The organism is Pseudomonas sp. F2 (assembly GCF_057174385.1).
Genome location: NZ_CM169904.1, coordinates 1,952,310 through 1,974,699, shown reverse-complemented (window position 1 = coordinate 1,974,699; position 22,390 = coordinate 1,952,310). Strand labels below are relative to the sequence as shown.

The following is a 22,390-nucleotide window of genomic DNA, read 5'->3' as shown; positions in this document are numbered from 1 at the left end:
TTAGAATTTATCTTTCCACGCCCGCAGAGCCGCAAAAACCTCACTCGGCGCCCGGTTTTGAGCGCCTGCCCGTTCGTCCACTTTTTGTGTAACTAATGTTTCAGAGGTGCGCAGAAACGGATTGGTGAGCTTTTCCAGGGCCAGGGTCGACGGCAGGGTCATCACGCCTTTTTCCCGTTGTTGAGTGACTTTTTCCAGACGGGCGGCAATGTCCGGGTTGCCCGGTTCGACCGCGGCGGCAAACTTCAGGTTGCTCAGGGTGTATTCATGGGTGCAATACACCAGCGTATCCTCGGGTAACGCGGCGAGGCGGCTGAGCGAGTGGTGCATCTGTTGCGGCGTGCCTTCGAACAGGCGCCCGCAACCGGCGGCGAACAGGGTGTCACCGCAAAACAGCAGGCCGTGGTGGTAATAAGCAATGTGCCCGAGGGTGTGACCGGGCACCGCATAGACATCGAAGTCCCAGCCGAGGACGCTGACCGTGTCGTTGTCCTTGAGTGCCACATCGCGTCCCGGGATGTTTTCGCTGGCCGGACCGTAGACTGTGGCGCCGCTCACGGCTTTCAGGCGTTCGACGCCGCCGACGTGATCGTGATGGTGATGGGTGATCAGAATGTCGCTCAGCACCCAGCCCGGGTGTGCGGCGAGCCAGGCCTGCACCGGCGCGGCATCGCCCGGATCGACCACGGCGCAGCGCTGGGTGCGGTGATCCTGTAACAACCAGATGTAGTTGTCGGTGAACGCGGGCAGGGCACTGATCTGTATCATCGTCGGAATTCGCCAAGCGGAAAACATTGGCGCATCTTAGAGCTTCTAGCGGCGTTGGAGAATGACATGACCGATAAAGCGTTCGCTCAGGCCGATCCCGACTGGCTGGCGTTGATCGGCGCGGCCCGTGAATGGCTCGCCGGCCCGCTCGGGCAATTTCTGCTGGATGAAGAACGACGCATGCTCGAAGACGAGTTGGGGCGGTTCTTCGGCGGCTATCTGGTGCATTACGGGCCATCGGCGCAGACCCCGCCGTCGGCGCCACAGGTGCAGCGCAACGTGCGGCTTGGCGCGCCATTGCCGGGGGTCGAGATCGTCTGCGAGGAACAGGCCTGGCCGTTGAGCGAGCACGCCGCCGACGTGGTGGTGTTGCAGCACGGTCTGGATTTCTGCCTGTCGCCCCACGGATTGCTGCGTGAAGCGGCGAGCAGCGTACGCCCCGGCGGGCATCTGCTGATCATCGGCATCAATCCCTGGAGCACCTGGGGCCTGCGCCATGTGTTCGCCCACGACGCCTTGCGCCAGGCGCGCTGCATCTCGCCGTCGCGGGTTGCCGACTGGCTCAACCTGCTGGGCTTTGCGCTGGAGAAACGCCGCTTCGGGTGCTATCGTCCGCCGCTCGCGTCGCCCAAGTGGCAGGCCCGACTGGCCGGCTGGGAACGCAAGGCCGGCGACTGGCAACTGTCGGGCGGTGGCTTCTATTTATTGGTCGCGCGCAAGATCGTGGTTGGCCTGCGACCGTTGCGTCAGGAACGTCGCGAGCCGATGGGCAAGCTGATTCCGCTGCCGATGGCCAAGGTCAACCGCCGTCGGATCGAACCGTAAACCTTCTTTTTATAGTGGCCGGACCTGCTCCGGCCGCGGCCATCGTCGATCCGCGATTGACGGGGCCAGGCATTTATCTGGATAGCGTGGCATGAGCGAAAGCGTCGATAGCGTAGAACTGTTCACCGACGGCGCCTGCAAGGGCAACCCCGGCCCGGGCGGCTGGGGCGCCTTGCTGGTGTGCAAGGGCGTGGAAAAGGAACTGTGGGGCGGCGAAGCCAACACCACCAACAACCGCATGGAACTGCTCGGCGCCATCCGTGGCCTTGAAGCCCTGAAGCGTCCTTGCGAAGTGCTGCTGGTGACCGACTCGCAGTACGTGATGAAAGGCATCAACGAGTGGATGGCCAACTGGAAGAAACGCGGGTGGAAAACGGCCGCGAAAGAGCCGGTGAAAAACGCTGACCTGTGGAAAGAGCTGGATGAGCAGGTCAACCGCCACAAGGTCACCTGGAAGTGGGTGCGCGGGCACATTGGTCATCACGGTAACGAACGGGCTGACCAATTGGCCAACCGTGGGGTAGATGAGGTTCGCGGGTACAAGCAGAGCTGATTGCCAGCAGGCTCACTCCTGCCATCTGGAATGCATTCCCCCGTAGGAGCTGCCGCAGGCTGCGATCTTTTGATTTTGTTTTTTCGAAAGCAAGATCAAAAGATCGCAGCCTGCGGCAGCTCCTACAGGGTTATCGGCGCCGATCAAGCGGTGGTGGGCGACGCGCACCGTGAGCGTGTTAACATCGCCGCTTTTGCACGATTGACCCCGTTGAGAACTGAACACTGATGGCCACCAGATCCGTTGTACTCGATACCGAAACCACCGGCATGCCGGTGACCGATGGTCACCGGATCATTGAAATCGGCTGTGTCGAACTGATCGGTCGGCGCCTGACGGGCCGGCACTTTCACGTTTACCTGCAACCGGACCGCGAGAGTGATGAAGGGGCGATCGGCGTTCACGGCATCACCAACGAATTCCTCGTCGGCAAACCGCGTTTCGCCGAGGTCGCCGACGAGTTCTTCGAGTTCATCAATGGCGCGCAGCTGATCATCCATAACGCGGCGTTCGACGTTGGCTTCATCAACAACGAATTCGCCTTGATGGGCCAGCACGATCGTGCGGACATCACGCAGCACTGCACCATTCTCGACACCCTGATGATGGCGCGGGAACGTCACCCGGGCCAGCGCAACAGCCTCGACGCCTTGTGCAAGCGTTATGGCGTCGACAACTCCGGCCGTGAACTGCACGGCGCTTTGCTCGACTCGGAGATTCTCGCCGACGTCTACCTGACCATGACCGGTGGCCAGACCAGCCTGTCGCTGGCCGGCAACGCTTCCGACGGCAATGGCACGGGCGAGGGCGCGGACAACTCCGCCACCGAAATCCGTCGCCTGCCGGCGAATCGTCAGCCTGCGCGGATCATCCGGGCGACGGAAGACGAGCTGGCGGAGCACCTGGCGCGGCTCGAGATCATCGCCAAGTCGGCCGGTGGCCCGGCGCTGTGGACGCAGATCGCCGAGGCTGACGCTCAGGCCTGAACACATTTTGTGGCGAGGGAGCTTGCTCCCGCTTGGCTGCGAAGCAGTCATAAAACCTGAATGCACATTGATGCTGAACGAATACCGGGGGCCGCTTCGCGCCCCGGCGGGAGCAAGCTCCCTCGCCACAAAAGCCGAGTCAGGCTGAATGAAGCCAACTGGCCACCCTCGCCACTTTCGCTGCAACCCTCTACCCTGAGTGCATTGGCAGACATTGATCCGCCGCCTCGGGACACTGAGCCTCATGTACAAAGATTTGAAGTTTCCGGTGTTGATCGTCCACCGCGACATCAAGGCCGACACGGTCGCCGGCGAGCGTATCCGGGGCATCGCCCGGGAGTTGGAGCAGGAAGGTTTCAAGATCGTTTCGGCCATCGACTACACCGAAGGGCGGTTGGTGGCGTCAACCCATCATGGTCTGGCGTGCATGCTCATCGCTGCCGAAGACGCCAGCACCAATTCCCATCTGTTACAAAACATGGCCGAACTGATCGGTCTGGCGCGGGTTCGGGCTCCGGATCTGCCGATCTTTGCCCTCGGCGAACAGGTGACCCTGGAAAACGCCCCGGCCGATGCGATGGCCGAACTCAATCAGTTGCGCGGCATTCTCTATCTGTTCGAAGACACGGTGCCGTTTCTCGCCCGGCAAGTGGCGCGGGCGGCGCGCAAATACCTGGATGGCCTGCTGCCGCCTTTTTTCAAGGCGCTGGTGCAGCACACCGCCGACTCCAACTATTCCTGGCACACCCCCGGGCATGGCGGTGGCGTGGCCTACCACAAGAGTCCGGTGGGGCAGGCGTTTCACCAGTTCTTTGGCGAAAACACCCTGCGTTCGGATTTGTCGGTGTCGGTGCCGGAACTCGGTTCGCTGCTCGATCACACCGGCCCGTTGGCTGAAGCCGAAGAGCGCGCGGCGCGCAACTTTGGCGCCGATCACACGTTTTTCGTGATCAATGGCACCTCGACTGCCAACAAGATCGTCTGGCACTCGATGGTCGGTCGGGATGATCTGGTGCTGGTCGATCGCAACTGCCACAAGTCGGTGCTGCACGCGATCATCATGACCGGCGCGATCCCGTTGTACCTGTGCCCGGAGCGCAATGAACTGGGGATCATTGGTCCAATTCCGCTGAGCGAATTCAGTCGCGAATCGATCCAGGCCAAGATCGACGCCAGCCCGCTGACCAGGGGCCGCGCGCCGAAAGTCAAACTGGCGGTGGTGACCAACTCGACTTACGACGGCCTGTGCTACAACGCCGAGCTGATCAAGCAGAGCCTGGGCAATAGCGTTGAAGTGCTGCATTTCGACGAGGCGTGGTATGCCTACGCGGCGTTTCACGAGTTCTTCGCCGGGCGCTATGGCATGGCCACCTCGCGCACAGAAGACAGCCCACTCGTGTTCACTACACATTCCACGCACAAGCTGCTCGCCGCGTTCAGCCAGGCCTCGATGATTCACGTACAGGACGGTGGTGCGCGGCAACTGGACCGCGATCGTTTCAACGAAGCGTTCATGATGCACATCTCGACCTCGCCGCAATACGGCATCATCGCCTCGCTGGACGTGGCCTCGGCCATGATGGAAGGCCCGGCCGGGCGTTCGCTGTTGCAGGAAACCTTCGATGAGGCGCTGAGTTTTCGTCGCGCGCTGGCCAATCTGCGCCAGCACATTGCGGCGGATGACTGGTGGTTTTCGATCTGGCAGCCGCCCGGCGTCGAAGGCATCGACCGGGTGCAGACCGAAGACTGGCTGCTGCAGCCGGACGCCGACTGGCATGGCTTCGGTGAAGTCAGCGACGACTACGTGCTGCTCGACCCGATCAAAGTGACCCTGGTCATGCCCGGATTGAATGCCGGCGGCGCGCTGAGCGAGAAGGGCATCCCGGCGGCGGTGGTCAGCAAGTTCCTCTGGGAGCGCGGATTGGTGGTGGAGAAGACCGGGCTGTATTCGTTCCTGGTGTTGTTCTCGATGGGCATTACCAAAGGCAAGTGGAGCACGCTGCTCACCGAGTTGCTCGAATTCAAACGCAGCTACGACGCCAACGTCAGTCTGGCGAGCTGCCTGCCTTGCGTGGCGCAGCAAGACACCGCGCGCTATCGCGGCATGGGTCTGCGTGACCTGTGCGATCAACTGCACGCCTGTTACCGCAGCAACGCCACGGCCAAGCATCTGAAACGCATGTACACGGTGTTGCCGGAAATCGCCATGAAACCGGCCCACGCCTACGATCAACTGGTGCGCGGCGAGGTCGAGGCGGTGCCGATCGATGAGCTGGAAGGACGGGTCGCGGCGGTGATGCTGGTGCCGTATCCACCAGGGATTCCGTTGATCATGCCCGGCGAGCGCTTCACCGAGGCAACCCGCTCGATCATCGACTACCTGAAATTTGCCCGCACGTTCGATAGCAGCTTTCCCGGTTTTGTCGCTGATGTGCATGGACTGCAACATGAAGATGAAGGCAATGGACGGCAGTACACCGTCGATTGCGTCAAGGAATGAGGACTTTTCCGAGTATGCAACCGGTCATGAATCCAAAATACCCAGGACTGTCGGTGCGCGTCGCCGACGATGGTTTTGCGGCGTACATCTGGGGCAGCGACTTCAGTTTCGAGGTGGCTGCATATGGCGCGGCAGCCGTTGGCCAGCCGGTCGAGCGCTGGGCGGTGACGCCGATCGTGCCGTACCGCAAGTGCTACGGCATCGATCCTGAAGAGTTCAGCAGCTATCGCGACGCCGCCGACAGCGCGATTTTCATGGCGTATCTGGACGACGAACCGGTCGGCCATCTGGTGATCAGCACCAACTGGAACGGTTTTGCCCACATCGATGAATTGGCGGTGCACGCACCGGCACGCCGTCATGGCGTCGCCAAGGCGTTGCTGGATGTCGCGCAGTTCTGGAGTCGCAAGAAGAAGCTGCCGGGGATCATGCTCGAGACGCAGAACAACAACCTCGGTGCCTGTCGTTTGTACGAACGTTGTGGCTACGAGATTGGCGGTATCGACCATTTGCGTTATCGCGGGATAGACCCGAATACCGCCGAAATTGCGCTGTTCTGGTATCGACTGTTCGATAACCCGCTGGAAAACCCGCTCAGCTCGCCAGCATCGCCTCGGCTTGTTCCGTGACGATCGCCAACAGCGTTTGAATTGCAGCCGGCGTGGCGCTGTGTCGGTAGCTCAGCGCATACAGGCTGATCGGCACCGCCGGTGACAACGGGCAGACGTCCAGGCCGCCCGCCCTTGCACCGAGCGCAGTGAACGGGTCGACGATGGCCAGGCCTTCGCCGGCCTCGACCATGCTGCGCATCATCTGATGGGTTTGCACCCGGGTCTGGATGCTCGGCGCCGGGCGCAGGGCCTGGAGCTTGTTTTCCAGCGCCGGGCTCAGCGGGTCGTGGCCTTCGAGGCCGACCATCGCCTGGCCGGCGAGGTCCTGCAGGGAAATGTACTTCTGCTTCGGTTGCAGCCAGCCGTGCGGCGCGAGCAGTTGCAGCTTGCCGTGGGCCAATGGCTGGCAGTGGATGTCGGGGTGTTCCGGATCGTGCAGGCTCAGGCCCAGATCGCTTTCGCGCAGCAGCAGGCTGCGGACGATGTCGCACGTGGGCGAGCTGAGCAAGCGGCAGGGCGCGTCGGGCAAACGTCGGCGCAACAGCGCGATGCTTTGCGGCAACAGCTGTTGTGCCAGCGGCGGGGTGCCGATGATGCGCAGGGGCGGAGCGAGGTATTGCTTGAGGCTGCTGGCCAGCCGCTGCACCGGCTCCAGCGCCTGATAGACGTGAGCGATTTCCACCTGCAGCGCCCGCGCTTCGGGCGTTGACTGCAATCGACCGCGCACGCTGGCGAACAGCATGAACCCCAACTCGCTCTCGGCTTCGCGCAAACGCTCTTCGACGTCAGTCACCGGGAGCTGCAGCCATTCGGCGGCGGTGCCCAGGTGACCGGTCTGCAAGAGCGCCTGAATCACTTCGATATGACGTAAACGCATGCGTGAAGTCCATGTTCAGCAGGTGGGGTCAGTGGCTGAATCCTACCCCAAGTCTGCGCATATGACTTCTGCTCATAACGCGCGGTTATTGAGCGACGGTTGGCTCGGGTTCGCGGATCAGGGTGATGTCCGACTGAACCAGCAAAAACTCATTGTCGCTGAGCTTCTTGACTCGATCGCCAATCGCCAGTTTGTAGGTGGTGACAGGCTCCATGCCGGTGAAACCGTCTGCCGACGGGGTGGATTCCTGGAACTCATGCACGGAATAAACGCGGCCTTCCGCATCTCTTGCATGGAACTGACCGACGAGTACTGCTGCCATCTGCTTAGAACCTCTGGAGATAAAACGCTTGATTTGCGGCTTGGTAGACCGTCATCAAGCCCTGTAAGTTTTCCTGCAGGAAAAAAATAATCAGCACGGAAGAATTTCCTGCGCACGCTGGTGAAACGGTCATCGAATCATCTATAACTACTGGCTCTTCCCACGGACAGTCGAGAGTCTTCCATGAGCAATGTGTACAACGTCGCTGTAGTCGTCGGCAGCCTGCGCAAAGCATCGATCAACCGCAAAGTGGCACTGGCACTGGCCGAGCTGGCACCGGCGAACCTGAAACTGAAGATTGTCGAAATTGGCGATCTGCCGCTTTACAACGAAGACATCGACGGCGATTCACCGCCGGCAGCCTACAGCACTTTCCGCCAGCAGGTGGGCTCTTCCGACGCGGTGCTGTTTGTCACCCCGGAATATAACCGCTCGGTGCCGGCGCCTTTGAAGAATGCGATTGACGTGGGTTCACGGCCGTATGGCAAAAGCGTCTGGAGCGGCAAGCCGGGGGCGGTGATCAGCGTGTCGCCGGGGGCCATTGGCGGTTTTGGCGCCAACCAGCACCTGCGCCAGTCTTTCGTGTTTCTCGATGTGCCGTGCATGCAACAGCCGGAAGCGTACCTGGGCGGTGCGGGCTCGGCGTTTGACGAGGCGGGCAAATTGAGCGAGTCGGTCAAGCCGTTCCTGCAAAATTTCATCAATGCGTATGGGGAATTTGTGGAACAACACAAAAAATAATCGGGTCAGAGCTGCGGCTTGAGAAAATCCTGTGGGAGCGAGCCTGCTTGCGAAAGGGCCATCAGCCACACCTCGTGGTGACTGACAGTCCGCTTTCGCGAGCAGGCTCGCTCCCACAGTTGTGTGGTTTGGTTTATTTCATTCATTAAGGCTGTCGCGAATGCTCGCTGCGTCACTTATCTTCCTGCTGACCATCACCCTTGTCATCTGGCAACCCAAAGGCCTCGGCGTCGGCTGGAGCGCGACGCTCGGCGCCGTGCTCGCATTGATCTTCGGCGTCGTGCACCTGAGCGATATTCCGCTGGTGTGGCAGATCATCTGGAACGCCACCGGCACCTTCGTTGCACTGATCATCATCAGTCTGTTGCTCGACGAAGCGGGATTCTTCGCTTGGGCCGCGCTGCATGTGGCGCGCTGGGGGCGGGGCAGTGGGCGCAAGCTGTTTGCCTACATGGTGCTGCTCGGCGCGCTGGTGTCGGCGCTGTTCGCCAATGATGGCGCGGCACTGATCCTCACGCCGATCGTGATTTCGATGCTGCTGGCGCTGCGCTTTTCCCCGGCGGCAACCCTCGCGTTCGTCATGGGCGCCGGTTTCATCGCCGACACCGCGAGCCTGCCGCTGGTGGTGTCGAACCTGGTCAACATTGTTTCGGCGGACTTCTTTCACATCGGCTTCAACCGCTATGCGGCGGTGATGGTACCGGTCAACTTCGTCAGCGTGGCCGCGACCCTGGGCGTGTTGATGTGGTTCTTCCGCCGCGACATTCCCAAGGCCTACGACCCCGAACAGCTTGAACAACCGCATACGGCGATCCACGACAAGGCCACGTTCTACGCCGGTTGGGTGGTGCTGGTGATCCTGTTGATCGGCTGCTTCTTCCTCGAACAGCTGGGCATCCCGATCAGCGCGATCTCCGCAGTCTGCGCTGCGTTGCTGCTGGGGATCGCTGCCCGCGGTCACAAGATCTCCACGCGCAATGTGCTCAAAGAAGCGCCGTGGCAGATCGTGATTTTCTCGCTGGGCATGTACCTGGTGGTCTATGGCCTGCGCAATGCCGGGCTGACCGGGTATCTCGCTGGATGGCTAGATGTGTTCGCCGGTTATGGCGTGTGGGGCGCGGCGCTGGGCACCGGGGTACTGACAGCACTGTTGTCGTCGATCATGAACAACCTGCCGACGGTACTGATCGGTTTGCTGTCAATTGATGCCAGCCAGGCGAGCGGTGTGGTCAAGGAAGCGATGATTTATGCCAACGTGATCGGCAGCGACCTGGGGCCGAAAATTACCCCGATCGGCAGTCTGGCGACGTTGCTCTGGTTGCATGTACTGGCGCGCAAGGATATCCGGATCGGCTGGGGGTATTACTTCAAGGTCGGGATTGTGCTGACGGTGCCGGTGTTGTTGATGACCTTGGCGGCTTTGGCGTTGCGGTTATCCCTTTAGACCGAGTTGATCCCATCGCTGGCAAGCCAGCTCCCACAGGTTTTGTGATGCGGCTCAGATAGTGAGCACACAGAAGATCGCTGGCAAGCCAGCTCCCACAGGTTTTGTGGTGCGGCTCAGAAAGTGAGCACACAGAAGATCGCTGGCAAGCCAGCTCCCACAGGTTTTGTGATGCGGCTCAGAAAGTGAGCACACAGAAGATCGCTGGCAAGCCAGCTGCCACAGGTTTTGTGATGCGGCTCAGAAAGTGAGCACACAGAAGATCCCTGTGGGAGCTGGCTTGCCAGCGATGGGGCCGGTGCAAACACCGCAAAATCTCAAGCCTGGCCCGGCACATTCGGCCAGAGATCCGCCACCAGAAACAACCGCTCCGCCTCTTCCCATTCGCCCCGGGCATTCTCGGTCAGGCGCACCATCAGTTGCGCCGGAGCCATCGGTTCCAGGGTGTCCAGCCACCTCTGCAGGTGTTCAGTGCTCCAGGTCTGATCCGCCGGGTAGTGCGCCGGCGCCAGCCACGCATGGCGGGGCAGCGGTTGCCAGCGTCCGGCCGGGCGCTGGGCGACGAACGCCGGCCAGTCCTTCTGATGCAACCAACTGCCGCGCAGATGCTGCGGATGCGCCCCTTTCGGCGGCTCGGCGTGACCGGGCCACGGGTACAACAGATAGCCGCCCAGCCACAACTGCGCACTGAATACTTCGATATCCAGCGTGGCCAGTGCCGCACGGCTTTCCGGGCGCGCCGAGATCGGCAGCTGGTGTTCGGCCAGATGCGCCAGTTTGCGGTCCAGTCGATCGTGGCAACCCGGCCCCAGCCATTGCGCCGGGTCGTGGCCGTCACCATGCTGCGGCCCCAGGTACAACTTGATCGCCAGCTCCAGGTGATGCACGCCGTCGCGGTCGCGCAGCAGCATGTCCAGTTCACCGAGGGTGTGGCCTTCGCGGCGGATCGGCAGGTTGGCGGCAATCAGTTCGATGCCCGGCGCATGCTCCACGGCAAACTGCCACAACCGTTCGTAATACAGGCCCAGTCGTCGGGTGCGCGCTTGCGACAACCAATGCAGCAAGCCATAACTGTCCCGATCCAGTTGCCGCAGCCACTGCTCCAGGCGCGCGGGATCGCTGACCCAGTCGCTGCCGGCCAGCGGATGACGTTGCGGCCAAGGCGTCGCCGCAAGCATCGGCGGGGCGAGAATCACCCACGCCAGATCCCGCACTTCGGGATGGCGTAATTGATGGGGCAACAGGAGCAGGTCGGGAAACAGGATCATCTTGCGAGCATAGCCTGAAACACGCGCGCACCCTTGAGGCTGAAAGGATTTTGTCTATGGCGGGCTTTCGCCCATAATCGTGCTTTTCGCGTTTTCGATTGTCCGCAGAGGTCCCATGGAGCAATTTCGTAATATCGGCATCATCGGTCGCCTGGGCAGTTCCCAGGTGCTGGATACCGTCCGCCGACTGAAACGCTTTCTGCTCGATCGTCACCTGCACGTGATTCTCGAAGACACCATCGCCGAAGTCCTGCCGGGCCACGGCCTGCAAACCTCGTCGCGCAAGATGCTCGGCGAAGTCTGCGACATGGTCATCGTCGTCGGCGGTGACGGCAGTTTGCTCGGAGCTGCACGCGCATTGGCCAAGCACAATATTCCAGTGCTGGGGATCAACCGTGGCAGCCTTGGCTTTCTGACGGATATTCGCCCCGATGAGCTGGAAGTCGAAGTGGCCAAGGTGCTCGACGGCCACTATCTGGTGGAAAACCGTTTCCTGCTGCAAGCCGAAGTCCGCCGCCACGCCGAGGCCATCGGCCAGGGCGATGCGCTGAACGATGTGGTGCTGCACCCGGGCAAATCGACGCGGATGATCGAGTTCGAGCTGTACATCGACGGCCAGTTCGTCTGCAGCCAGAAGGCCGACGGCCTGATCGTCGCCACCCCGACCGGTTCCACCGCTTACGCGTTGTCGGCGGGTGGCCCGATCATGCATCCGAAGCTCGACGCCATTGTGATCGTGCCGATGTACCCCCATATGTTGTCGAGCCGGCCAATTGTGGTCGATGGCAACAGTGAGCTGAAAATCGTCGTGTCGAAAAACATGCAGATCTACCCGCAGGTTTCCTGCGACGGGCAGAACCACTTCACTTGCGCGCCGGGCGACACCATCACCGTCAGCAAGAAAGCCCAGAAGCTGCGGCTGATTCATCCGCTCGACCACAATTACTACGAAGTCTGCCGGACCAAACTCGGCTGGGGCAGCAAGTTGGGTGGTGGAGGCGACTGATGCTCGATCCCGCGCGCAGTTATGACTTGATTGGTGACGTGCACGGATGCGCCCTGACCCTCGAACACTTGCTTGACCGCCTCGGTTATCACAAGCAGGGCGGGGTCTGGCGGCACCCATCGCGCATGGCCGTGTTCGTCGGCGACATCATCGACCGTGGCCCGCGGATCCGCGAAGCCCTGCACATCGTCCACGACATGGTTGAGGCCGGGCAGGCGCTGTGCATCATGGGCAATCACGAATTCAACGCACTGGGCTGGAGCACGCCGGCGCTGCCGGGCAGCGGCAAGCAGTTCGTGCGCGAACACACGCCGCGTCATGCACGCCTGCTGCACGAAACCCTGACCCAGTTCGAAGACCATCCGGGCGACTGGCATGACTTCCTCAACTGGTTCTACGAACTGCCGCTGGTGGTCGATGCCGGACGATTCCGCGTGGTGCACGCCTGTTGGGATGCCAGCCTGATCGAACCGTTGCGCGGTCTGTTCCCCGATGCGCGTATCGACGAGCACTTTCTCCAGGCCTCGGCCGTGCCCGGCAGCTTCGCCTGCACGGTGTTCGACCGCTTGCTGCGCGGCACCGACATGCGCCTGCCGGATGGTCTGACCATGACCAGCGGCGACGGTCTGGTGCGTTCGTTCTTCCGTACCAAGTTCTGGGAAGACGATCCGAAAACCTACGGCGACATTGTCTTCCAGCCGGATGCACTGCCTGAGCCGGTGGCGCAGAAACCGCTGACCTCCAGTGAAAAAAACAACCTGCTGCGCTACGGCATCGACGAGCCGTTGTTGTTCGTCGGCCATTACTGGCGCAGCGGCAAACCGGCGCCGATCCGCCCGAATCTCGCGTGTCTCGATTACAGCGCGGTGCTCTACGGCAAACTGGTGGCCTATCGTCTGGATCAGGAAACACGCCTGGATCCGCATAAATTTGTCTGGGTCGATGTCGAGCGGCCGGAGGTGCTGCAATGAGTGCGGTAGCGGTATTGCGTCTGCCACTGGCGGTGGATTTGAGTGGTTTCGTCAAGCTGCTGCAACGGATGCAGGTGCCGCATCGGGTCAGTGAAGAGGCGGGCGAGCAGGTGCTGTGGGCGCCAGCGGAAATCAGCGAAGACGTACGTTCGCTGTACGAGCGCTTCCCGGCCGGCGATCCCGATCAGCAACTGGACATCCCGCTGGCGCCAACCTTCAAGCGCCCGAGCTTCGCCGAACAACTCAAACACGCCAAGGCCACCGGGTTGATCCTGCTGCTGAGCCTGCTGGTCGGTGGCCTGACCTATCTGGGCGACAACCTCGAAACGATCCGCTGGCTGACTTTCCTCGATTTTCGCGTGGTCGGCGAGTACATCCAGTTCACGCCGCTGGCCGACAGCCTGGCGGCGGGGCAGTGGTGGCGCCTGTTCACGCCGATGCTGCTGCATTTCGGCATCCTGCACCTGGCCATGAACGGCATGTGGTACTGGGAGCTGGGGCGGCGCATCGAGTCACGTCAGGGCAGCATCAATCTGCTCGGGCTGACCCTGCTGTTCAGCCTGGTGTCGAACTACGCGCAGTTTGCCTGGAGCGGCCCGAGCCTGTTCGGCGGCTTGTCCGGCGTGCTTTACGGACTGCTTGGCCACTGCTGGATTTTCCAGTTGCTGGCGCCGAACCCGGCGTATCGCCTGCCGCGTGGGGTGCTGGTGATGATGCTGGTGTGGCTGGTGATCTGCATGTCCGGGCTGGTTTCGATGATCGGTTTCGGTCAGATCGCCAACGCCGCGCACGTCAGCGGGTTACTCATCGGATGCTTCACCGGTTTGTTGGGCGGTTTGTATAACCGCCGTAAACTGGCCGCCTAACATTTTCAGTGAATAGAGAGCACGGAGACCCAGATGTCCTCTTTTAACGACATGATCAACAACATCACCCCGGACATCTACGAGAGCCTGAAACTGGCCGTGGAAATCGGCAAGTGGTCCGATGGCGGCAAACTCACCGCCGAACAGCGCGAGCTGTCGCTGCAGGCGATGATCGCCTGGGAAATCCAGAACCTGCCTGAAGACCAGCGTACCGGTTACATGGGCCCGCAGGAATGTGCGTCGAAGTCGATCGAAGTGCCGAACATCCTGTTCAAGTCGGATGCCATCCATTGATCGAGATTGGCCGCGGTGCAATCAGCAAAATGTCGGCGCGCCTGGACGGGCCGAACGTGCAATACGCGTTTCGTCTCGATGACGTCGAGGTGCCGGTCAACCCCATGATCGGCACTACGGTGCGTCTGGAGTACCTGGGGGCGATTCATTGCACCCATTGCGGGCGCAAGACCAAAACCAGTTTCAGCCAGGGTTACTGCTACCCGTGCATGACCAGACTGGCCCAGTGCGACCTCTGCATCATGAGCCCGGAGCGCTGCCACTTCGAGGCCGGCACCTGCCGTGAGCCGGAGTGGGGTCAGAAGTTCTGCATGACCGATCATGTGGTGTATCTGGCCAACTCGTCGGGGATCAAGGTTGGCATCACTCGTGCTACCCAGTTGCCGACCCGCTGGCTGGATCAGGGCGCGAGTCAGGCGCTGCCGATCATGCGCGTCGCCACGCGTCAGCAGTCGGGCTTCGTCGAAGACCTGTTCCGCAGCCAGGTGGCCGACAAGACCAACTGGCGCGCCTTGCTCAAGGGCGATGCGGCGGCGGTGGACCTGGCGCAAGTGCGCGATCAACTGTTTGAAAGCTGCGCTGAAGGCTTGCAAGGTCTGCAACAGCGATTCGGCCTACAGGCAATTCAGACGATTGCCGATGTAGAACCGCTCGAAATCCGCTATCCGGTCGAGCAATACCCGGCCAAAATCGTCAGCTTCAACCTGGACAAGAACCCGATTGCCGAAGGCACGCTGCTGGGGATCAAGGGTCAGTACCTGATTTTCGACACCGGCGTGATCAACGTTCGTAAATACACGGCCTATCAACTCGCCGTGCATCAATAAGGATTCCAGCATGCGCACCGAACAACCGAAGATGATTTACCTGAAGGACTATCAGGCGCCCGAGTACCTGATCGACGAGACGCACCTGACCTTCGAGCTGTTCGAGGACCACAGCCTGGTCCACGCGCAACTGGTGATGCGCCGCAACCCGGAGCGTGGCCCGGGCCTGCCGCCACTGGTACTCGACGGCCAGCAGCTGGAACTGCTGTCGGTGACCCTGGCCGACCAGGAACTGGGCGCCGGCGATTATCAGCTGACTGAGAACACCCTGACGCTGCAGCCGGCCAGCGCCAGCTTCACGGTCGACACCAGCGTCAGAATCCACCCGGAAACCAACACCGCGCTGGAAGGCTTGTACAAGTCCGGCACGATGTTCTGCACCCAGTGCGAGGCCGAAGGCTTCCGCAAGATCACTTATTACCTCGACCGCCCGGACGTGATGAGCAAGTTCACCACCACGGTGGTCGCCGAGCAGCACAGCTATCCGGTGCTGCTGTCCAACGGCAACCCGATCGCCTCCGGGCCGGGCGAAGACGGCCGGCACTGGGCGACCTGGGAAGATCCGTTCATGAAGCCGGCGTACCTGTTCGCGCTGGTGGCCGGTGATTTGTGGTGTGTCGAAGACACCTTTACCACCATGACCAATCGCAATGTTGCACTGCGCATTTACGTCGAGCCGGAAAACATCGACAAGTGCCAGCACGCAATGAACAGCCTGAAGAAGTCGATGCGCTGGGATGAACAGGTCTACGGTCGCGAGTACGACCTGGACATCTTCATGATCGTCGCCGTCAACGACTTCAACATGGGCGCGATGGAGAACAAGGGCCTCAATATCTTCAACTCCAGCGCCGTGCTGGCCCGCGCCGAAACCGCCACCGACGCCGCGCACCAGCGGGTCGAGGCGATCGTCGCCCACGAATATTTCCACAACTGGTCGGGCAACCGCGTGACCTGCCGCGACTGGTTCCAGCTGTCGCTCAAGGAAGGCTTCACCGTGTTCCGCGACGCCGGTTTCTCTTCGGACATGAACTCGGCCACGGTCAAGCGCATTCAGGACGTGGCGTACCTGCGTACCCACCAGTTCGCCGAAGATGCCGGTCCCATGGCCCATGCGGTGCGTCCGGACAGCTTCATCGAGATTTCCAACTTCTATACCCTGACCGTGTACGAAAAGGGTTCGGAAGTGGTCGGCATGATTCACACCCTGCTGGGCGCCGAAGGCTTCCGCAAGGGCAGTGACCTGTACTTCGATCGCCATGACGGCCAGGCCGTGACCTGCGACGATTTCGTCAAGGCCATGGAAGACGCCAACGGTGTCGATCTGACCCAGTTCAAGCGCTGGTACAGCCAGGCCGGCACGCCGCGTCTGGCGGTCAGCGAGTCCTACGACGCTGCGGCGAAAACCTACAGCCTGACCTTCCGTCAGAGCTGCCCGGAAACGCCGGACAAAGTGGAAAAACTGCCGTTCGTGATCCCGGTCGAACTGGGCCTGCTCGACAGCAAGGGCAACGAGATTGCCCTGCGTCTGGCCGGTGAAGCGGCAGCGCAAGCTACCAGCCGTGTGATCTCGGTGACTGAAGCCGAGCAGACGTTCACCTTCGTCGACATCGCTGAACACCCGCTGCCATCGTTGCTGCGTGGTTTCTCGGCGCCGGTCAAACTGAGCTTCCCGTACAACCGCGACCAGTTGATGTTCCTGATGCAGCACGACAGCGATGGCTTCAACCGCTGGGATGCCGGTCAGCAACTGTCGGTGCAAGTGCTGCAGGAATTGATCACCCAGCAGCAGAAGGGCGAAAGCCTGGTGCTTGATCCACGTCTGATCTCGGCGCTGAAAACCGTGCTGTCCGACGAGTCGCTGGATCAGGCCATGGTCGCTGAAATGCTTTCGCTGCCGAGCGAAGCGTATCTGACCGAAATCAGCGAAGTGGCGGATGTCGAGGCGATCCACGCCGCTCGCGAGTTTGCCCGCAAGCAACTGGCGGACAACCTGTTCGAAGCGCTGTGGCTGCGTTATCAGGCCAACCGCGATTTGTCGAAGCAGACGCCATACGTGGCCGAGGCCGAGCACTTTGCCCGTCGCGCGCTGCAGAATATTGCGCTGTCGTACCTGATGCTCAGCGGCAAGCCGGAAGTGTTGGCCGCTACACAGGAACAGTTCGAAAACAGCGACAACATGACTGAGCGCCTGACCGCGTTGGCGGTGCTGGTCAACTCGCCGTTCGAAGAACAAAAAGCCAAAGCGCTGGCAACTTTCGCCGAGCACTTCAAGGACAACCCGCTGGTCATGGATCAGTGGTTCAGCGTGCAGGCCGGCAGCACATTGCCGGGCGGTCTGGCGCGGGTGAAGGCGTTGATGCAGCACCCGGCGTTCAACATCAAGAACCCGAACAAGGTACGTGCGCTGGTCGGTGCGTTTGCCGGGCAGAACCTGATCAACTTCCACGCCGCCGACGGTTCGGGCTACCGCTTCCTCGCGGATCTGGTGATCGAATTGAACGGCTTCAACCCGCAGATCGCCTCGCGGCAATTGGCACCACTGACCCGCTGGCGCAAATACGACAGCGCCCGTCAGGCCTTGATGAAGGCTGAGCTGGAGCGGATTCTGGCTTCTGGGCAGTTGTCGAGTGATGTGTACGAAGTGGTGAGCAAAAGCCTGGCGTAAGTAGGGATAAGATCAGACCTTGTGGGAGCTGGCTTGCCCACGATGGCGGCCTCAGATTCAACGTTGATGTTGACTCATCTACCGCTATCGCTGGCAAGCCAGCTCCCACAGGTTTTTGCGTTTTCTGTTATTTCAGGTCAAACCGATCCAGCTCCATCACCTTGGCCCACGCCGCCACGAAGTCCTTCACGAACTGCTCCTTCGCGTCAGCACTCGCATACACCTCGGCCAGCGCGCGCAAAATCGCGTTGGAACCAAACACCAGATCCACCCGCGTCGCCGTCCACTTCACGCTGCCGGTCTTGCGGTCGCGTCCTTCGAACTCGTCTGCTGCCGGTGAGGTCGGCTTCCACTCCACGCCCATGTCCAGCAGGTTGGTGAAGAAGTCATTGCTCAGCGTTTCAGCGCGCGAGGTGAACACACCATGCCGACTTTGCCCGACGTTGGCCCCCAATACCCGCAGACCACCGACCAGTACGGTCATTTCCGGGGCGGAGAGGGTGAGCAGTTGGGCCTTGTCGATCAGCAATGCTTCGGCGGAAACGGTGTATTTGCCTTTGCTGTAGTTACGGAAACCATCGGCAATCGGTTCGAGGAAACCAAACGACTCGACATCGGTTTGCTCCTGAGTCGCATCGGTTCGACCTGGATTGAACGGCACCGACACCGAGTGCCCGGCGTTTTTCGCCGCTTGTTCGACCCCGGCGTTACCTGCCAGCACGATCAGATCCGCCAGCGAGACTTTCTTGCCGGATGATCCGGCGTTGAACTCGTTCTGAATGCCCTCAAGGGTTTTCAGCACCTTGTCCAGTTGCTCCGGCTGATTGGCCTGCCAGAATTTCTGTGGGGCCAGACGCAGACGGCCACCGTTGGCGCCGCCACGCTTGTCGGAACCACGGAAGGTTGATGCGGCGGCCCATGCGGTGGACACCAGTTGCGACACCGACAGCCCGGACGCCAGCACTTTGCTTTTCAGCGCCGCCGCGTCGTTGCTGTCGATCAGCGGGTGCGTGGCCTCAGGAATCGGGTCTTGCCACAGCAGTTCCTCGTTCGGCAGTTCCGGGCCGAGGTAGCGCGACAGTGGGCCCATGTCACGGTGAATCAGCTTGTACCAGGCGCGGGCGAAGGCGTCCGCCAGTTGGTCCGGGTTGGCCAGGAAGCGTCGGGCGATCGGCTCGTAGATCGGGTCGAAGCGCAGCGCCAGGTCTGAAGTGAGCATGGTCGGCGAGAGCTTTTTGCTCGGATCGTGCGCATGGGGAACGGTACCCGCCCCGGCGCCATTTTTCGGTTTCCACTGGTGCGCACCGGCCGGACTCTTGAACAGTTCCCACTCGAAACCGAACAGGTTTTCCAGGTAGTTGTTGCTCCACTGGGTCGGAGTGGTGGTCCAGGTGACTTCGAGGCCGCTGGTGATGGTGTCGGCGCCTTTGCCGGTGCCGAATGCGTTGCGCCAACCGAGGCCTTGTTCTTCCAGTCCGGCCGCTTCCGGCTCAGGCCCGACATTGTCGGCCGGGCCGGCGCCGTGGGTTTTGCCGAAGGCGTGACCGCCGGCGATCAGGGCCACGGTTTCTTCGTCGTTCATGGCCATGCGGCCAAAGGTTTCGCGGATATCGCGACCCGAGGCGACCGGATCGGGATTGCCTTCCGGACCTTCCGGGTTGACGTAGATCAGGCCCATCTGCACGGCGGCCAGCGGGTTTTCCAGGTTGCGTTCGCCCTGATCGGTGCGGCTTTCCTCTTTGCCATGCAGATCGGGTTCGGCCACCAGTGTGCCGTCCCCGGGTTCTTGCATGGCTGACTTGTCTTTGCCGTAACGGCTGTCGCCACCGAGCCATTCGCGTTCCGAACCCCAGTACACGTCTTCATCCGGCTCCCAGACATCGGGACGGCCGCCGGAGAAACCGAAGGTCTTGAAGCCCATGGATTCCAGTGCGACGTTGCCGGTGAGCACGATCAGGTCGGCCCAGGAAATATTGCGACCGTATTTCTGTTTGATCGGCCACAGCAGGCGCCGGGCCTTGTCGAGGCTGACGTTGTCCGGCCAGCTGTTGAGCGGGGCGAAACGCTGCTGGCCGGAGCCGGCGCCCCCGCGCCCGTCGGCGGTGCGATAGGTGCCGGCACTGTGCCAGGCCATGCGGATGAACAGCGGGCCGTAGTGACCGAAGTCGGCTGGCCACCAGTCCTGCGAGTCGGTCATCAGCGCGCGCAGGTCTTGTTTCAGGGCCTGGAAGTCCAGGCTCTTGAAAGCTTCGGCGTAGTTGAAGTCCTTGCCCAGCGGATCGGACTTGGGCGAGTGCTGGCTGAGGATCTTCAGGTTCAGTTGATTCGGCCACCAGTCACGGTTCGTCGTACCACCACCGGCAGCGTGGTTGAACGGGCATTTCGATTCATTTGCCATGTTCGGATCCTTATCAGGTCTTGTGCGGCCGGCTCATGCCGACTTCGGACTAGTAAGGCTAGACCCGACTTGGGCAACCAGCTAATAGGCCGACTATTGGAGGTTGATAGGCGCAGTCTTTCAGCGTTTTTGCCTGTTGCGCAGGTTGGATGATTGTCTGATGCGACCTTGAAATCCCCGTGCTTGAGGGCTTGCTGCAAAACGGATTGCGAGAATCGTGATGACAGAAAGAAATGTTATTGTATAACATAAAAAAGATTTCATTCTGTTTCTGCCAGCGTTATTCGCCAAACGCCGGCAGCGATCTCATTTTTCTGCTCATGGAAGTTCTGAAATGCCTGCCCGTTCCCAACCCCTTCAACGACGCCTGACTCCTCTGGCCGCCGCACTGCTTGTTGCCTCACCTGTGTTCGCCGCCGAGCCGCTCGAACTGCAACCGCAAGTCATCACCGGCAATCCGCTGGGCAGCCAGACCCTGGCATCGCCCTCGACCGTCCTCAGCGGCGACGACCTCACGTTGCAGCAGAAGGGTAGCCTCGGCGAGACGCTGAACAAGCAGCCCGGCGTGTCCTCGTCGTACTTTGGCCCGGGCGCGAGTCGGCCGATCATTCGCGGGCAGGACGGTGACCGCATTCGCATCCTGCGTAACGGCGTCGGCGCGCTGGACGCCTCGTCGCTGTCCTACGATCACGCGGTGCCGCTGGACCCGGTCAACGTCGAGCGCATTGAAATCGTCCGTGGCCCGGCGGCGTTGCTGTACGGCGGCAGCGCGATCGGCGGGGTGGTCAACACCTTCGATAACCGCATCCCCACCGAAGCCATCGAAGGCATTCACGGGGCCGGCGAGTTGCGTTACGGCGGTGCCGACACGACCCGCAGCAGCGCGGGGAAACTCGAGGCCGGCAACGGTCAGTTCGCCTTGCACCTGGACGCCAGCGCCCGTGAATTCAATGACCTGAAAATTCCCGGCTACGCCAAGACCGGCACGGCGCGCGCCAACGACGACGGCGACTCGCGCAAGCATCGGCTCGCCAACAGCGACGGTCGTCAGGATGGCGGCGCCGTCGGCAGTTCCTACACTTGGGATGACGGTTACGCCGGTCTGTCCTACAGCCATTACGATTCGAACTACGGCTCGCCCGCCGAAGACGACGTGCGCATTCGCATGCAGCAGGAGCACTACGCGTTCGCCTCGGAAATGCGCAATCTCGACGGGCCGTTCAGCTCGATCAAACTCGATGCCGGCTACACCGATTACCAGCACCGGGAAATCGAGGGCGGTGAAGTCGGTACCACCTTCAAGAACAAGGGTTACGAAGCTCGGGTCGAGGCCCGGCATCAACCGCTGGGCCCGTTCAACGGGGTAATCGGCGCCCAGGTCAGCCGCAACGAATTCTCGGCACTGGGCGAAGAAGCCTTTGTGCCGCACACCGATACTGACGCTGGCGCACTGTTCATTCTGGAAGAGTTGCAAGCCACTGAGCGCCTGCTGTTCACCCTCGGCGGACGCCTCGAACACACCACCGTCGACCCGGACGCCAAAGGCAACGAGCGCTTTGCCAATGCCGACCGCTCCAGCAGTTTCACCGCCGGCAGCCTGTCGTCCGGCGCGGTGTACACGCTGACGCCGATCTGGTCGGTCGCCGCGACATTGGGCTACACCGAACGCGCGCCGACCTTCTATGAGTTGTACGCCAACGGCGCCCACGTCGCGACCGGCACCTATGAAGTCGGCGATGCCGGGCTGTCGAAAGAAAAAGCCGTGTCCAGCGACCTCGCATTGCGCTTCGACAACGGCACGCACAAGGGCAGTGTCGGTGTGTTTTACAGTCACTTCTCCAACTACATCGGCTTGCTCGGCACGGGCCGTACACTGAATGACGAAGGCGAAGAGGATGCTGGCGGGATTGCCGAATACACCTACTCGGGTGTGCGTGCACGTTTCAGTGGCATCGAGGCGCAGGATCGCTGGACGCTTGGCGAAAATGCCTACGGCAAATTTGCTTTGGAGCTGTCAGGCGATTACACCCGCGCCAAGAATCTCGACAACGGCCAGGACCTGCCGCGCATCGCGCCGCTGCGCTTGAACAGTGGTTTGCTGTGGGAGCTGGATCGCTGGCAGGCGCGGATCGATATCGAACACGCCAGCTCGCAGCATCGTGTGCCAGACAACGAAAGCAGCACCGACGGCTACACCACGCTGGGCGCCAATGTGGGTTATCACTTTGATGTCGGCCAGAGCAAATGGCTGGCCTTCGTCAACGCCGAGAACCTGACCAACCAGACCGTGCGCTATGCCAGTTCGATCCTGCGCGATATTGCACCGGCAGAAGGTCGCAGCATTCAGGTCGGGTTGCGCACGACGTTCTGATAGCCCTTCGCCCCCCTGTCGGAGCCGCCGCAGGCTGAAATCTTTTGATCCTGAAAAAACGAAATCAAAAGATCGCAGCCTGCGGCAGCACCTG

Annotated in this window: 19 protein-coding genes; 14 read left to right on the top strand and 5 right to left on the bottom strand. The window is 61.2% G+C overall.

What is annotated here, in order from left to right; genetic code table 11:
• A complete protein-coding gene (gene gloB / locus AC193Q_RS08535; RefSeq protein ID WP_483879420.1) occupies positions 1-768 on the bottom strand; it encodes a hydroxyacylglutathione hydrolase in 768 nt (255 codons plus the stop codon).
• Between the two features lie 66 nt (positions 769-834).
• On the opposite strand from gloB, the gene AC193Q_RS08530 reads away from it, so the two are divergent.
• The 5 genes from AC193Q_RS08530 (at position 835) to AC193Q_RS08510 (ending at position 6,261) form a co-directional block, all read left to right on the top strand.
• Positions 835-1,593, top strand: a complete 759-nt coding sequence (locus AC193Q_RS08530; protein WP_047293705.1) for a methyltransferase domain-containing protein — start codon at positions 835-837, stop codon at positions 1,591-1,593.
• A 91-nt stretch (positions 1,594-1,684) separates the two neighbouring features.
• Complete coding sequence (rnhA, locus tag AC193Q_RS08525) at positions 1,685-2,146, top strand: ribonuclease HI (protein ID WP_003224162.1); 462 nt, start codon at positions 1,685-1,687, stop codon at positions 2,144-2,146.
• Between the two features lie 227 nt (positions 2,147-2,373).
• Positions 2,374-3,132 (top strand): DNA polymerase III subunit epsilon, encoded by a 759-nt coding sequence (gene dnaQ, locus AC193Q_RS08520; protein ID WP_047293706.1) that lies wholly within the window; start codon positions 2,374-2,376, stop codon positions 3,130-3,132.
• A 244-nt stretch (positions 3,133-3,376) separates the two neighbouring features.
• The gene (locus AC193Q_RS08515) at positions 3,377-5,632 is read left to right on the top strand and encodes an Orn/Lys/Arg family decarboxylase (protein ID WP_483879419.1); all 2,256 of its coding nucleotides are present in this window, start codon (positions 3,377-3,379) and stop codon (positions 5,630-5,632) included.
• Positions 5,633-5,646: 14 nt separating this feature from the next.
• Positions 5,647-6,261: a GNAT family N-acetyltransferase gene (locus AC193Q_RS08510; RefSeq protein ID WP_483879418.1), complete on the top strand. Its 615-nt coding sequence runs from the start codon at positions 5,647-5,649 to the stop codon at positions 6,259-6,261.
• On the opposite strand, the gene AC193Q_RS08505 is transcribed toward AC193Q_RS08510, so the two are convergent.
• Both AC193Q_RS08505 and AC193Q_RS08500 read right to left on the bottom strand, forming a co-directional pair.
• Positions 6,227-7,120: a LysR substrate-binding domain-containing protein gene (locus AC193Q_RS08505; protein ID WP_315438074.1), complete on the bottom strand. Its 894-nt coding sequence runs from the start codon at positions 7,118-7,120 to the stop codon at positions 6,227-6,229. The two genes, AC193Q_RS08510 and AC193Q_RS08505, sit on opposite strands and share 35 nt — an antisense overlap.
• Before the next feature lie 85 nt (positions 7,121-7,205).
• Positions 7,206-7,442: a hypothetical protein gene (locus tag AC193Q_RS08500; protein ID WP_041067263.1), complete on the bottom strand. Its 237-nt coding sequence runs from the start codon at positions 7,440-7,442 to the stop codon at positions 7,206-7,208.
• 183 nt (positions 7,443-7,625) lie between these two features.
• Here AC193Q_RS08500 and AC193Q_RS08495 point away from each other — a divergent pair, with 183 nt between their 5' ends.
• Together AC193Q_RS08495 and AC193Q_RS08490 are read left to right on the top strand one after the other, a co-directional pair.
• Positions 7,626-8,183 carry an NADPH-dependent FMN reductase gene (locus AC193Q_RS08495; protein WP_131671350.1) on the top strand — a complete coding sequence of 186 codons (558 nt, stop codon included), beginning with the start codon at positions 7,626-7,628 and terminating at the stop codon, positions 8,181-8,183.
• Between the two features lie 160 nt (positions 8,184-8,343).
• Complete coding sequence (locus AC193Q_RS08490) at positions 8,344-9,627, top strand: arsenic transporter (protein ID WP_483879417.1); 1,284 nt, start codon at positions 8,344-8,346, stop codon at positions 9,625-9,627.
• A gap of 317 nt (positions 9,628-9,944) precedes the next feature.
• Here the strand turns inward: AC193Q_RS08490 and AC193Q_RS08485 are convergent, their stop codons facing one another.
• Positions 9,945-10,895 carry a DUF1853 family protein gene (locus tag AC193Q_RS08485; RefSeq protein WP_483879416.1) on the bottom strand — a complete coding sequence of 317 codons (951 nt, stop codon included), beginning with the start codon at positions 10,893-10,895 and terminating at the stop codon, positions 9,945-9,947.
• A 115-nt stretch (positions 10,896-11,010) separates the two neighbouring features.
• On the opposite strand from AC193Q_RS08485, the gene AC193Q_RS08480 reads away from it, so the two are divergent.
• Genes AC193Q_RS08480 through pepN form a run of 6 tightly spaced genes read left to right on the top strand, consistent with a single transcriptional unit; the run spans position 11,011 to position 17,527 of the window.
• Positions 11,011-11,901, top strand: a complete 891-nt coding sequence (locus tag AC193Q_RS08480; RefSeq protein ID WP_003224174.1) for an NAD(+) kinase — start codon at positions 11,011-11,013, stop codon at positions 11,899-11,901.
• On the top strand, positions 11,898-12,872 hold the full coding sequence (locus tag AC193Q_RS08475) for a metallophosphoesterase (RefSeq protein WP_372241222.1): 975 nt from the start codon (positions 11,898-11,900) through the stop codon (positions 12,870-12,872). Before AC193Q_RS08480 ends, AC193Q_RS08475 begins: the two co-directional genes overlap by 4 nt.
• Positions 12,869-13,738 carry a rhomboid family intramembrane serine protease gene (locus tag AC193Q_RS08470; RefSeq protein ID WP_041067247.1) on the top strand — a complete coding sequence of 290 codons (870 nt, stop codon included), beginning with the start codon at positions 12,869-12,871 and terminating at the stop codon, positions 13,736-13,738. The genes AC193Q_RS08475 and AC193Q_RS08470 overlap by 4 nt, the downstream gene beginning before the upstream one ends.
• A gap of 33 nt (positions 13,739-13,771) precedes the next feature.
• Entirely contained in the window at positions 13,772-14,032 is a 261-nt protein-coding gene (locus AC193Q_RS08465) for a YeaC family protein (protein ID WP_007919229.1), read from the top strand.
• Entirely contained in the window at positions 14,029-14,859 is an 831-nt protein-coding gene (locus tag AC193Q_RS08460; RefSeq protein ID WP_095668982.1) for a DUF2797 domain-containing protein, read from the top strand. The genes AC193Q_RS08465 and AC193Q_RS08460 overlap by 4 nt, the downstream gene beginning before the upstream one ends.
• Positions 14,860-14,869: 10 nt before the next feature.
• Positions 14,870-17,527, top strand: coding sequence for an aminopeptidase N (gene pepN / locus AC193Q_RS08455; protein ID WP_483879415.1), 2,658 nt, complete (start codon positions 14,870-14,872; stop codon positions 17,525-17,527).
• Between the two features lie 127 nt (positions 17,528-17,654).
• Here the strand turns inward: pepN and katG are convergent, their stop codons facing one another.
• Positions 17,655-19,925 carry a catalase/peroxidase HPI gene (gene katG / locus AC193Q_RS08450; RefSeq protein WP_047293728.1) on the bottom strand — a complete coding sequence of 757 codons (2,271 nt, stop codon included), beginning with the start codon at positions 19,923-19,925 and terminating at the stop codon, positions 17,655-17,657.
• A 334-nt stretch (positions 19,926-20,259) separates the two neighbouring features.
• On the opposite strand from katG, the gene AC193Q_RS08445 reads away from it, so the two are divergent.
• Complete coding sequence (locus AC193Q_RS08445; protein WP_315438072.1) at positions 20,260-22,296, top strand: TonB-dependent receptor domain-containing protein; 2,037 nt, start codon at positions 20,260-20,262, stop codon at positions 22,294-22,296.
• Positions 22,297-22,390: the final 94 nt, after the last annotated feature.